Source organism: Pseudomonas sp. LS1212 (assembly GCF_024741815.1).
GTDB lineage: Bacteria > Pseudomonadota > Gammaproteobacteria > Pseudomonadales > Pseudomonadaceae > Aquipseudomonas.
In genome coordinates this window covers 3,511,352-3,524,142 of record NZ_CP102951.1, presented here as the reverse complement: position 1 = coordinate 3,524,142, position 12,791 = coordinate 3,511,352, and the positions used below count along the sequence as shown (strand labels likewise).

Here is a 12,791-nt window from a genome sequence, read left to right as displayed (position 1 = left end):
CATTCGTTGTCGCAGGAGGATTGATGGACGTGCTTAACAGCTTGCGGGTATTTGTGCGTGTCGCCGATGCCGGAAGCTTTACCACCGCGGCGCAAGCCCTGGATTTTTCCACGGCGCAAGTCTCCCGGCTGGTGGCCGACCTGGAGCAGCATGTACAAGCCCGCCTACTGCAGCGCACCACTCGCCGCCTGAGCCTGACCGAAGCCGGTGAGCGCTTCCTGCTGCGGGCCCGACAAATACTCGACGACATGGCCGAAGCCACCGAGGAAGCGCGCGGTGCCCACCTCAAGCCCAGTGGTCGACTGCGCCTGCATTGCTTGACCGGGCTGGGCGTGCTGATGACGCCGCTCATTGCCCGCTACTGCGAGCTCTACCCGGATGTGGTGTTCGAGCTGACCTTGTCGCAACGCAACCCCGACCTGCTGGAAGAAGGGCACGACGTGGTCATCTCCATTGCCCAGGAACTGGAGGATTCGCAATTCGTCGCCCAGGCGGTCGGCCGCATCTTCAGCATGCCCTGCGCCTCCCCGGCGTATATCGCGCGCCACGGTCTTCCCACCCGTCCCGAGCATCTCGACCAGCATTGCTGCTTGCGTATGCTCGACCCGTTGTACAGCGACGAGTGGGTGTTCCAGGACGAGCAGGGCGGGCACTCAGTTGTCCCCCGCAAAACCTTCCAGAGCAACGTTGCCGAGGCGATGGTCAATGCGTCGGAGGCGGGGATGGGTATCAGCCTGTTGCCGTTCTATACCGCCACCCGGTCGCTGCGCGAGGGCACATTGCTGCGCTTGCTGGGCGATTATCGGCTCAGGGAACGAAACGTCTATGCGCTTTACCCCTCCCGGCGTTTTCTGGATGCCAAGGTCAGGACCTGGGTGGAATTTCTCAAGGAAGAACTGCCCAAGCTTTTTGCCGAGCATGAGCTCGTTGCCGATGAGGTTCGTCATTGGGGCTGAACGCAGCGGAGGAACGGGTAGGGATGGTCCGGTAAACGGACCATCCTTGTGCAGCGTTGCCAGCCTATAGCGTCGGCTCCGGCTCGGCTTTCCTGTCGCCTGACTCGGCGCCATCGAGCAAGGCATCAATCAGCGCCTTGGCCATCTCCACCGAATGCAGGGTGGACCACAACAAGCCTTTCATATGCTGATCAGCGGCGTTGTCGCACGCTGCATAGGCGGTATCGAATGCGCCTCGAAGCAAGAGTGACGCATGCACGAGGGCATCTTCGGCTCGGATGCCGCCGCATACGGCGAACAGCGGGGCATGGACTGCGTCGCAGGAGCCGAAGGTGGTTGTGGCGGTTTGCTGGATGGTGCCAGGGATAGCGGCAGAGTCGGTGGGGGTTTCGAGTGGTGGATCGGGGACGATTTTTATCATGGTGTAGCTCCTTCTGCTATGGAGCTGCCACGTTCGTTACCAAGCGAATGGGTGGCAGCTGTACGCAGGTTGGTAAACCGGGGCAAAAGGAACCCGGCAGGACCGAAGCCCTCCCGCGCACAGCCACCATGAAACATTGCGGTAGACGTAAAGAAACGTCACGCAATGAATTTGGGGCGCTATGCGCCTTTTGCAGATCGGGTTACCAAGCCCGGTCGTTGAATTTTCAGCGACGGGTGAATGCTATCGGGATTTGGGGGGAGGGTGCAAGGCATGCGGCGCTGTAATGCCGGTCAGTTGTTTCTTTTGATGTTGAAGGGCGTTCATTGATTCAGGCTAGCCGTGGCAGGCAGAAAACGGCCAATAGCGGACTCATGCACCCGTGACGGTGACGAGCTGGTGGGAAAAATTCCGCACTCAGTAGCGGCAGTGTATTATCAGCGCGGGCCGATGCTGCCCGCCGCTCGCTCCCGAAGGGAAAGGTGAAAGCGTCTCTTCTTTTTCCGAACCATGTCGCATCTCTTGACAGTCGAGGTTTGGCAACGCGGGCACCAGGATACCTCGACTCCAGGAGGAACGATGTTTTCAATCAAGCAAGCCAAGCAGATGGCCAAGAGGCTGGGTGCCTCGCTAGAAGCACGCAATCAGAAGGTGCCTCACTCCACCGCGCTTGAACTGATAGCGCACCAATTGGGCTACAAGGACTGGAACACCGCGTCAGCGATGCTTCCCCAGGAAAACACCCGGCCCGCTGTTACGTTCGACAAACCAATTCCAATATTACGGATGTTTGACGAAACCAAGGCGCGCGAGTTCTATCTTGATTTTCTAGGCTTCAGCGTCGAATTCGAGCACCGATTCGAAGCAGATCTACCGCTGTACCTGGGGATCAGCCGAAACGGTCTACAGCTCCATCTTTCCGAACATCATGGCGATGCGAGCCCGGGCTCGACGATATTCGTACCCATGCAAAACATTGAACTGCTTCGGGACGAGTTACTTGCCAAACGCTACGGATACGGACGTCCAGATATTGTTCAGCAGGGCTGGGGGCAAGTCCTGGAAGTCTACGACCCTTTCGGTAATCGGATTCGGTTCTGCCAAAGCTGATCCTGCTTTGCGGACTGGGTTGACCCAGTCCGCTTTGGGTCCAGGCTGTGTGAAAACGCCAGTGATTGTCTAACCTTCTGATCGTCGAGATCGTAGCGGGGGCGATTATGAAGCGATTCATCGAAGGTGAGGCTCGGACGCAAGTCACCTTGCTGCCGGAGTGTCTGGACGATTACGTAGCCGAAGAAAATCCAGTGCGCGTGGTCGATGTTTTCGTCGATGAACTCGACCTAGGCGCACTTGGTTTTGAGGGCGTCGATCCTGCCGCAACTGGTCGTCCGGCCTACCACCCAGCGGTGTTGCTGAAGATCTATATCTACGGCTACCTCAATCGGATTCAGTCCAGCCGCCGACTTGAGCGTGAGGCCGAGCGCAACGTCGAGTTGATGTGGCTGACGGGGCGTTTGGCTCCAGATTTCAAAACCATCGCCGACTTTCGTAAGGATAACGGCAAGGCTATTCGCAGTGTCTGCCGGCAATTTGTGGTGCTTTGTCGCAACCTCAATCTCTTCTCCCAATCGATCATCGCAATCGACGGCAGCAAATTCAAAGCCGTCAATAATCGCGACCGCAACTTCACTCAGGGCAAGGTGAAGGCGCGCATGCAGCAGATCGAGCAGAGCATTGATCGATATCTAGCGGCGATGGATTCGGCGGATCGGGCAACGCCCGAAGTGGCCGAGGCCAAAGCAGAGCGTCTTAAAGAAAAGATAGAAACACTGAAAAAGCAGATGCAGAAACTCAAGGAAATCGAGGCGCAGCTCCACGAAAGTCCAGACCAGCAGATCTCCCTCACAGACCCACATGCACGCTCAATGGCCACGAGCGGCCGAGGCACCGGAACGGTTGGCTACAACGTACAAACAGCTGTCGACGACAAATACCATCTGATCATTGCTCATGAGGTGACCAACGTTGGTAATGATCGTGGGCAGCTGAGCAATATGGCGAACCAAGCGCGTGAAGAAATCGAGGCTGAATCGCTAACGGTGGTAGCTGACCGAGGCTATTACAAAGGTCTGGAAATCCTTGCTTGCGAGCAAGCCGGCATCACTACCTTCGTACCGAAACCCCTCACCTCTGGCAGCAAAGCCGAAGGCAGATTCGGCAAGCAGGATTTCATCTATCTTATTGCGTCGGACGAGTATCGATGCCCTGCGGGGCAGTTACTAACTAGGCGGCATTCGTCGATGGAAGACGGCATGTTATTGCATTGTTACTACTTCTCGGGCTGCCAGTCCTGCTCAATGCAAAAGCAATGTACTACGGGTAAGGAGCGCCGTGTGAAGCGCTGGGAACATGAGGCGGTAATCGACGCGATGCAGGTTCGGCTGGAGCATGACCCGGGGAAGATGAAGGTTCGCCGCCAGACTGTTGAGCATCCTTTTGGAACGCTCAAATATTGGATGGGAGCCACCCACTTCCTGACCAAAACACTTCCGCGGGTAAGTACCGAAATGAGCCTTCATGTGCTCGCCTACAACCTCAAACGAATGATGAGCATCTTCGGCATCGCAGGACTGCTTGAGGCGATCAGGGCGTGAATCCAGCCGTTTGGCTCGCCCGTTAGTAGCCGTTTGGGCCGCTGACGCGGCCCAAACGGCATTACGAACGTCTATGTAGCTGACTAAGGTAATTCGCGCTTCCGCCCGCTTATTCCACAGGCAATCCTCGCGACTCTCAGTTTTCGACGTGTTTAGCACGTTTTCACACAGCCTGGGTCGATAGCGGCCCCTCATGACAGTCCGTTTTCGGACATTCGCCCCCTCGTGAGCGAACTAAACCGACCCGAAGGCCAGCGACCAACCTATCGAAAGCGTTAGGGAAAAAATCGGGACAATGCGAGTTTTGGTATCAGGCCGTGTGCCTAAGGCTCACGTGTGGATTGCATTTGCAGAGCAGCAATCCTCCCGGACGCGTGAGTATTGCGGTGGACAGGGGCGCCTCTTGTTTGCTGATGGGTGGCAGCGTATACGGTGCGAAAACCATCTCTTCTATCAGACCTCTGACGGATGGGAAAACCATCACAACGATTCATCATGAATTACCAGGTATGTCCCAAGGTAGCGTTCGCTACCTTGGGTAGGCACTCTATTTAGTCATAGCAATGTAATGATCAGAGTAGCCACGTTCTTCAAAAATCAATTTCAAACCGTCTTTGAAGGCTTGGTGGTCAAATTCTTTGATGTCGAATATATTTTGTCCGAGCGAATGAGGCTCTCTATTCATATACCTGTAAAAGGTCTTAAACTTGTCTGTCGGCAAAGTCGGAGTTTGGAACACATTATTGAAGTCTTTCTTCTGAACAAAGTTAAAGGAATACTCAATTATGTTCCTCATGCAGTTCGCAATGAGAGCAGGGGGCGTCGCTGGGTCTTTCACAATTGACCAGTACGACTGGTAGTCATTCTGGATCTCTTCATGCTTCATGGGGATCACACTGCTGCCATGACTATTTTTGACTATCCTATACAGGTGCTGACTTTCACTCCGAGAATCTTTATTGGTATGAGTTAGCTCATAAAAGAAATACAAGCTGTGCGTGAGAACGAAAACCTGCTTATAGAGTGAGTTATTGATGAAGGATTTTTTTATTAGCTGCCCAATATTGAATACATAAAGATGCGAAAGGCTTGAAATTGGATCGTCAATTACAACTATTTTAGCAAGCGGGACGGACGCTGCGGTTTTTTGACCTTTGCACAGTTCAATAAAATAAAGGGAGCTTATAACGGTTTTTTCACCTTCGCCAAGAGAGTGGAATGCGTTGGCGTTATCGGCTGATCTAGCAATTCTGTAAAGGCTGTCACTATATTTTACCACCGAAAATCCATCGATCTCGATTTCCAATAGCGCAAGGTTTATATTCTGAATGGACTCTTCAATATTTACTGTTTGCTTCCTAAGATCAGCAATTTTTTCGTTGGATTCCCTGACCGCCTGATCAATGTCACGTGCTTCTTGTTCCGCCCTCCTGGCCTCCTGCGCTAATTCTACGACTGCCTCAGCATATGCTGATATCGACTGGTCATAGTCCCAACGCATCAGAGCCCAAAAACGTGACTTAATGTTTTCAGTGGTACGCTTTTTGTTCGCAAGCTTTTCATTATGTGTAGCGATCAGCTTATTGAGGGTAGATATTATTTCATTTATTGATTCGATGGCCCCACGACTTTCAGTGAGATTGACTGGAGAGCTAGGGCTCTTAAGCTTGGCGGCCGCGAAAAGCAGTAGCGCAGCATAGCTGAGTATTTGCTGAAAGCCACAACCTCAGAGCAACGTCTAAGAGCTCCCCACGTCTTATGCACAACTGAGATGAGCTGCTCACAATCAGGAAGTGGCAGAGCGCGCCTCCATTCTAGGCGCACGACCAGGATAAAACAGGATAAAATGGGACAGATTTATTTTTCCACTCTAATTCTGTCCAGTTAGTCAACTCTAGAGTAGAGAAATAAATCTGTCCCCCTTTTCCGCGGCAAGCGGCGTTCCAACAGGCCATTCGTCTCACCAGGGTCTGTTGACGTTTCGCTCCGAACCGCCGCGATCAGGGAAACGCGACCGCCGCCGCGAGATACAGCAGCAACGCCAGCAGCAACACCACGGTGAAGCCCAGGTGGATCGCCAGCAGGGTCGCCAGCACGGCCGCCACCACTGATACGCTGGCATTGACGCCCCAGGCGATCGGCACCAGTGCTTCGGCGCGCGCGGAGACGCGCTCGAGTCCGAGCGGAAACGGCATGCCCATGGCGAACGCCAGCGGCGCTACCAGCGCGGCGCAGATGCCGAACCTGGCGAGGGTCCGCACCGGCGCCAGCAGCTGGAACAACGGGGGTAGGGCGATCAGGTAGAGCAGGGCGATCACGCAGATCGCCAGGACCGGCCGCGCCAGCGGATGACGGGGCCCCACACCAGTTCCAATGTCCCCCCGCCGCCGGCCGGAGTAACGGCTGCCAAGGCCAGCGAAGATCAGGAACGCGCTGAGGGTTACCGCCACCGAATACAACGGGTGGCTGAGGAACAGGGTGAACTTCTGGATGAAGGCGATTTCCACGAACATGAAGGCGAAGCCGATGGCGGCGAAGTAGGACACGACCCGAAGTTCGAACCTGGCCAAAGCCGCATTTCGAGAGCGCCGCTGGCGCCGCCGCGCCACCCATAGCGGCGCCAGGATCAGCAGCACGGCGGCCACGCCGGACTGCAGCAGCGTGGCGATCAGCACCGGATAGCCCCACTCCAGCATTGACAGGCCGCCCTGCGCCTTCAGCGCCAGCAGTTCCGGCAGCGAGCGCCACTTGAAGAAGTGGAAGAAATACGGCCGGTCATCCATGGTCGGACGCACGTCGAACTTGTAGCGCGCCAGGAACTCCGCGCGCTCGCCGGACAGCAGGGCCTGCGCCGCGTCGAAGAACCAGGGCCGGTCGAGCAGGTTGTAGCGGTTCGCCTCGGCCACGGTCATCCCGGGGTAGTAGGCCAGGTCGAAGGAGCGCGCCCGGCAGAACTCCCGCAGCACGGCGATGCCGGCGTCGTCGAAATCCCTGTTGCTGACCAGCAGCGTCGCGGTCTTCCAGCCGCGGATCATGACGATGCGGCGCGCCGCGCTGGCCTGCCCGTCGCGCTCGATGGCCGCGGCCGCGGTGGCCAGCAGCCTGGGAACATCGCGCGGCGGCAGGGTGACCCAGCGGGTGATGGCCAGCAGGCCGCCGGGCGCGAGATGGCGCAGGTACTCGGCGAAGGCATCCACCGTGTACAGGTAGTTCTCGGACAGCGCATGCAGGCCGCCCGAGGCGGTGCCGAAGGAGTCCAGCAGGGCGATCTGGATCAGGTCGTAAGGCTCGCTGCGCGAAGCCACCAGGCCGCGCGCCTCGCCGATCAGCACACGGACGTTGGGCGCGCTGTACGGCTTGCCGGAGAAGTCGGCGAAGCGGCGCTGGACCAGATCGATCACCTGCGGGTTCAGTTCGATGGCATCCACCGCGCTGGCGCCGTGGTAGATCGCCTGCAGCACATCGGCGCCGGCGCCGCTGCCCAGCACCAGCACGCGGGGTTGCCGCAGCAGGTGATAGGGCAGAGCCGAGGTCAGGTAGTCCAGGTAGGCGAGCGGCTCGCGGCGCCCGTCATAGCGGTTCAGCACGGAAAGGCCGTCGCCGTCGGTGAAGATGGCCAGTTGCGCGGGCGGTTCCTGCGTTGCGTTGAGGCTTAGGCCCGGCGCGTGGCGCAGGGGAATGGTCGGGCTGTCGACGACCGTGAGCAGGCCCAGCGGACTCCAGGTCTGGGCGATTGCGCGCGCATCCTTGATACGCAGCGTCTGGCTCAGTTCCTTGTACTCGGAGGGCGACAGGGCGATCCAGCGCCCGGGCACGCCGGCCGGCACCGCGACCGCCGCCGCCAGCAGCAACGGCGCGAGCCAGTGCCTGTGCCCCGTGCAAGCCATGCTGGCCAGCGCCCCGGCGGCGATGCCGGTGCCGCCCAGCAGCCGCAGCGCATCGACGGGCGTCAGGGCGAACAGCGCGGCGACGATCGCCAGGCTGCCCACGCCGGCGCCGAGAATGTCGAAGGCGTAGATCCGGTGAATCTGTTCCTGAAAGCAGGTGAAGGTCAGGCAGATGCACACCGCCGCGCAGAAGAACGGCACGAACAGCAGCAGGTAGATCCTCAGCAGGCGCGCCGGCTGCCGCGCGTCCCAGAGGATCTCGAGGGGATTGAACGGAACCTGCTGGGCCAGGCTGAAGCAGGCGATGGCGCTCAGCCCGAACAGCACCGCGCCGCCGATGAACACACCGTGGAAGCGCGGCGCCAGCACAGGCCGCGCCAGCGCCACGGCGGTGCCGGCAGCGCCGTAGCCGAGCAGCGCGACGCTGATCATCATGTAGGCGAAATGGTGCCACTGGATGATCGAAAGCAGTCGCAGCAGCAGCACCTCATAGCCGAGCGCGGAGGCAGACAGCAGAGCCAGGGCGAGCAACGGCGGCGAATGCATGCTCAACCGCCTCCGACCAGCGGCACGAAGCGCACAGGCAGTACCTGCCGGGTGGACACACTGCCATCGCCGGCCTTCTCGATCAGCAGCAGGTACTGGATCATGAACGGCGCGCTGACCGGGATTATCATCCGCCCGCCGGCCTTGAGCTGGGCGATCAGTGGCGGCGGCACATGGCTGGCGGCGGCGGTGACGAGGATGGCGTCGTAAGGCCCGTGCTCGGGCCAGCCATGGTAGCCATCGCCCAGCCGGGCCTGCACCTTCGCATATCCCAGCCGGCCCAGGCGCTCCCCGGCCTGCACTGCCAGCGGCTCGATGATCTCCATCGTGTAGACCGCCTGCGCCAGCTCGGCGAGGATCGCCGCCTGGTAGCCCGAGCCGGTGCCGATCTCGAGTACCACGTCGCCGGGCCCGACCTGCGCCAGGTCGGTCATCAGGGCGACGATGTAGGGCTGGGAGATGGTCTGGCCGTAGCCGATCGGCAGCGGCCGGTTCTCGTAGGCGTAGGGCACCTCGTCGGGCGGGACGAACCTGTGGCGTGGCACCCTGGCCATCGCGGCCATCACCGGCGCGGCAAACTTGGCCCTGCCGGTTTCGTCGCGGGTGACGGACGACATGTCGGCGATCTCCCGCACCATGGCGTCGCGCAACGGCGCGAACGGGTCGTCGGCATGCAGGCTGGCGGATGCCAGCGCCAGGGCGATAGCAGGCGCCAGGATGCGCGTCAGGAGCATCACCGGCTTCACAATGACTCCTCCGCCTGAGGAACAGTCGAATCGTATAGCCGGCGGGCTGGCTCGGCAAGCCGGGGGTGCCGGCGACCAGACCAGGCTGCGGCGACTGCCTGAGAAAATATCGCAACCTGTAATACTACCGGCATCGCGATACCTTAGCTTTATAGCAAGCTGCGATAACAGGCACAATGCACGTCATTACTCAGAAACGCATCCGGGAAGCCCAGCAGAAATGGCCACACTCGGCCAATGTACTGGAAGCCTAGTATCGCCTGATTGAAACTGCAGCAATAACAGATTTAATCCCAGTCTTTTTGTATATCTCCATGGACGCACTGATATAGCGTTCTGTCAGGCTCCTGGTGCCCACCACAATCTCTTCGTATTGCTGATCAAGTATGGTGACTATCGTCTGCACTTCTTTGCTCATGGTCGGTGGCTCCAGCTGCTCCTAGAGCCAAGATGGTTGCTCATTTCTGTGCATCCAAGTTTCGCTTTCAAACGCCTTTATCGTCGGAATTCAGGCGCGGTTAAACCTGCCAGCTAATCCCGTCGCTCTTGGGGGGGTAGTGGCAACAGATGGTCGGCAAATGACGACGTCGCAGGCGCGTGAAACGGTGCGTGTACCGGACGTACAACAGGTGGCGACGGGGCCCCTGGTGCGAAATTGAACGGAATTGACCAGTACGCGCAAAAGTGACGACAGGCAGAAGGCGGCCAGAAGCGGGCGATTGAACGGGCCAGCAACGCGGTCGGCGTAGCCGCTGCCGCCAGGCTGCGCTCGCGCGCGAAGCGGGCGCAGGTTTTCAAGATCGCCGGGGCCTTACGGCCCAGCGCAGCCTTCGGCAGCGGCTACAGGGGGCCGTGCCAGCCTCGGATGCGCGAACGGCCGCTACGGGTCGACTTCTGCCGATCGCGACAGGCCGGAGTCGACCCGAAGCCGCCGCTCGCAGTGGGCCGTGTTCTAACCAAACTGGCCTTCCATTACAAGCGCAAAGCGGCCAGTGATGGCAGAGTTTTTTGCCAGTTGCCGATGTGCGCCGGGAGCGAATAAAGCTACTAAGTAGTAGGGGTGTGAGCGGCATGTATTAAAATTTGCCGCTCGTTGTGTTGTTGGCTTGTCGTTCTATTCGTATTTTTTTACTTGGTGTTCCTCGGATGCCTTTGGATCGTTCAAGTGCTTTATAAGTTCTTCTAGAATGATTAGGTCGCAGTGCCTTGCGCCCGTTTCTAGGTCTTGTAGGACGTGTGTCACGCCGTGATATTGGCGCTGTGACGCATTGTCTGAGATTAGTAGCGATGTTATGCCGTATTTTTCTAAATATTGTTCGCCAGTTTCCCAGGCTATACACAGGTCTACATCTTTTATATTTTTGTCGTTGCTTTCAAAGTCCTCGATCAGTCCATCTAGGCTAAATTTGTACTCGAGGATCATCGGTTCGGTAATTATTCCGAAGAGTCCATCAACCGTTTCTTCTGATACGCCTAGTGGATTTTTCTCTTCGTCGTAAATATAAAGGTCTTTTTTAAGGTCGAAGCCTATTTTGAATAATCCATCGTAAGTGAAGCGCTCATTTGTGGACATGATGCGCAGCCCTCGAATGACGCCACCTGCGATTAGCTGATGAAATAATGCGATAACATCTTGTTCGCGAGTTGGGTCGGATGTTATAGACACTCGCTCGACCGGTAAGAAAAAATGTTTATTTGTGAGATCTAGCGGCTTCGCGGCTTCATGCCCTAACATGTCTTTTTTCCAATTACTAACTTGCATCCCCCTAACCAGATCGGGGGAAACGCCTGTATTGGGCTTCATTAGCCCATAGTATTTAGAAAGATGATTTTCCATTAGCTTCTGACTTACGCTTTTAGCAAAGTCTGATAGCTCTCTGTGGAAGCCTTTTCGGCCGAGATCAGGTGTGTAATTATCGAAGTGAATTAAAAAGTGTACTTGGTTTTGTCTTCCGACATAGCGTTTTAGTGGAACAATAAGTGTTTCGCCCTGCGGCATGTTGTTGGCAGCTAACTGGATGCCTGTGTTAAGAACTTTGTAGCCGTTTCTAATACCTAGAGAGTTGTTGAACTGTTGCCATAATTTTGTAGTTGATCCAAATTCTACAGAAACAGATGGGGAGTACGTTTTTAATACATTTATATCCTCTTCGTCCAATCTGCCTTTAAGTATTTCGCCAAGCTCGGAGGGCGTCCAGGTGTCATGCATGAAGTCAAGGTTTCTGTACTTATCTTTTAATTTGCGGTTTGCGCCAAATTTAGCAAATGTTTTCTCTGATTCATCTGCGATGTCTCGGATTGTAGCGCTTTTTCCGGCGGCATTGTGAAGCCAAAGATAACCGGTTCCTTTTGCTTTGTGGGTGGTTGTTACGCCATTCGATTTAACAATTACCGTGGTGATAATAGTACTATCTGGTTGGACTGATCCTAGGCCGGTTTTTATTGAAAGTATCTTATGCCATTGTTCAGCTGTTTCTGTTTTGATCCAGTTTAATTTTTTGGGGTGAGTGGTGTCATCAAATCGAACGTTTATTGATACGCCTCTATCAAAGCTCTGGAATTCAGGATCTGTATCAGGTGTCGCAATTGGCTCGACTTTTGGATTTGCTCCGGACGCAATGCTTTTTATCCAGTTTCGAGCGTTTACGATTCTGCCTGAAGCTTCGAAGTCGGGCACTTTGGTTGATATGCGCATAAAATTAAAGCCGTAAGCAACATATGTGGCTCCAACACCTTTGTGCCCCCTCGTTTTCCCAGATTTAAAAGAAAAATTTGGTGCCAAAAATTGCTCAAATTTTTCTTTGTCTAAACCTATGCCATTATCGGATACGGTGAGTGTATTTTCATCTAAGTCGATAATGATGTTTATCTTAGGGGTGTATGATGCTATTGAACCTGAAGATATTTCTAGTGAGCTTCTGGCCTCTACTGCATCGAGAGAGTTTTGTATTAATTCACAGAAGGGGTCATACCATCCTACATATGAGCTAAGGATGTTTTCAATTTCTCGCTTGAGTGCCCCTAGCGCAGCCTCGTTTACAGCGGTATTTTTAAACTCAAGAGGGTCAAAAGATTTAAAGGTCATATAGGTGCTATCCATAGTTTTCGACGATCACTGGGCTGGCTAGTGATTTCTTGACGAGCTATTTATAAGCTAAACCACCGATTTTTCGCTATAAAAATGTAAAATGAATAGACGCTTGACATGGTTTGATTATTTGTGATTGCCGTAATCTGCAAAGGATCTCTTGGGCTGGTACGCACGCTTCCCAAAGGAAGTGTGAATCGCGCCGAATTTTCTCGACGCTTCAAAAGATCAGCGTTTGACCGGGAGTCGACAGGGGGGGGCGTCCGCTTTTGGCCGTTTTCTGCCTGTCAGGACTGACCGGAAACGACCCGTTGCAACCACTAATGGACTGCCTGAAATTTCCATCTGTCACCCGCCAATTGTCCCTTCTCCTCAAGCACCTGACACATCCAACTGGTCAGGTGGAATGCAAATGGGTGGGCGAGTCGACGGAATTATCAGCCGAACATCGCCCCGTCGTGTCGGGGCTTCGGCAGTACCAGGATGCGATTTT

10 protein-coding genes are annotated in these 12,791 nt (G+C 55.8%); 3 read left to right on the top strand and 7 right to left on the bottom strand.

The features are described 5' to 3' along the window. The first annotated feature begins 23 nt into the window (after nucleotides 1–23). Nucleotides 24–956 carry a LysR family transcriptional regulator gene (locus NVV94_RS16410; protein WP_258443431.1) on the top strand — a complete coding sequence of 311 codons (933 nt, stop codon included), beginning with the start codon at nucleotides 24–26 and terminating at the stop codon, nucleotides 954–956. Nucleotides 957–1,020: 64 nt separating this feature from the next. Here the strand turns inward: NVV94_RS16410 and NVV94_RS16405 are convergent, their stop codons facing one another. Continuing rightward, on the bottom strand, nucleotides 1,021–1,377 hold the full coding sequence (locus NVV94_RS16405) for a DUF3077 domain-containing protein (RefSeq protein WP_258443430.1): 357 nt from the start codon (nucleotides 1,375–1,377) through the stop codon (nucleotides 1,021–1,023). 437 nt (nucleotides 1,378–1,814) lie between these two features. Next, a complete protein-coding gene (locus tag NVV94_RS26965; RefSeq protein WP_408733413.1) occupies nucleotides 1,815–1,970 on the bottom strand; it encodes a hypothetical protein in 156 nt (51 codons plus the stop codon). Between NVV94_RS26965 and NVV94_RS16400 the strand changes: the two genes are divergently transcribed. Together NVV94_RS16400 and NVV94_RS16395 are read left to right on the top strand one after the other, a co-directional pair. Beyond that, a complete protein-coding gene (locus NVV94_RS16400; protein WP_258443429.1) occupies nucleotides 1,957–2,487 on the top strand; it encodes a VOC family protein in 531 nt (176 codons plus the stop codon). The two genes, NVV94_RS26965 and NVV94_RS16400, sit on opposite strands and share 14 nt — an antisense overlap. 107 nt (nucleotides 2,488–2,594) lie before the next feature. Continuing rightward, the gene (locus tag NVV94_RS16395; protein ID WP_258443362.1) at nucleotides 2,595–4,031 is read left to right on the top strand and encodes an IS1182 family transposase; all 1,437 of its coding nucleotides are present in this window, start codon (nucleotides 2,595–2,597) and stop codon (nucleotides 4,029–4,031) included. A 547-nt stretch (nucleotides 4,032–4,578) separates the two neighbouring features. On the opposite strand, the gene NVV94_RS16390 is transcribed toward NVV94_RS16395, so the two are convergent. From NVV94_RS16390 to NVV94_RS16370, 5 genes are all read right to left on the bottom strand, one after another. Continuing rightward, nucleotides 4,579–5,649, bottom strand: coding sequence for an AAA family ATPase (locus NVV94_RS16390; protein WP_258447725.1), 1,071 nt, complete (start codon nucleotides 5,647–5,649; stop codon nucleotides 4,579–4,581). Nucleotides 5,650–6,031: 382 nt separating this feature from the next. Beyond that, nucleotides 6,032–8,464 (bottom strand): SAM-dependent methyltransferase, encoded by a 2,433-nt coding sequence (locus NVV94_RS16385; RefSeq protein WP_258443428.1) that lies wholly within the window; start codon nucleotides 8,462–8,464, stop codon nucleotides 6,032–6,034. 2 nt (nucleotides 8,465–8,466) lie between these two features. Next, the gene (locus NVV94_RS16380; RefSeq protein ID WP_258443427.1) at nucleotides 8,467–9,210 is read right to left on the bottom strand and encodes a protein-L-isoaspartate(D-aspartate) O-methyltransferase; all 744 of its coding nucleotides are present in this window, start codon (nucleotides 9,208–9,210) and stop codon (nucleotides 8,467–8,469) included. 250 nt (nucleotides 9,211–9,460) lie between these two features. Then, nucleotides 9,461–9,628, bottom strand: coding sequence for a hypothetical protein (locus NVV94_RS16375; protein WP_258443426.1), 168 nt, complete (start codon nucleotides 9,626–9,628; stop codon nucleotides 9,461–9,463). Between the two features lie 696 nt (nucleotides 9,629–10,324). Continuing rightward, nucleotides 10,325–12,295 (bottom strand): ATP-binding protein, encoded by a 1,971-nt coding sequence (locus tag NVV94_RS16370; RefSeq protein ID WP_258443425.1) that lies wholly within the window; start codon nucleotides 12,293–12,295, stop codon nucleotides 10,325–10,327. Between the last annotated feature and the right edge of the window lie 496 nt (nucleotides 12,296–12,791).

Coding starts and splice junctions, on each gene's coding strand:
- NVV94_RS16375 (WP_258443426.1), bottom strand. CDS start 9,628: ATGAGCAAAGAAGTGCAGACGATAGTCACCATACTTGATCAGCAATAC.
- NVV94_RS16405 (WP_258443430.1), bottom strand. CDS start 1,377: ATGATAAAAATCGTCCCCGATCCACCACTCGAAACCCCCACCGACTCT.
- NVV94_RS16370 (WP_258443425.1), bottom strand. CDS start 12,295: ATGACCTTTAAATCTTTTGACCCTCTTGAGTTTAAAAATACCGCTGTA.
- NVV94_RS16395 (WP_258443362.1), top strand. CDS start 2,595: ATGAAGCGATTCATCGAAGGTGAGGCTCGGACGCAAGTCACCTTGCTG.
- NVV94_RS16400 (WP_258443429.1), top strand. CDS start 1,957: ATGTTTTCAATCAAGCAAGCCAAGCAGATGGCCAAGAGGCTGGGTGCC.
- NVV94_RS16385 (WP_258443428.1), bottom strand. CDS start 8,464: ATGCATTCGCCGCCGTTGCTCGCCCTGGCTCTGCTGTCTGCCTCCGCG.
- NVV94_RS16410 (WP_258443431.1), top strand. CDS start 24: ATGGACGTGCTTAACAGCTTGCGGGTATTTGTGCGTGTCGCCGATGCC.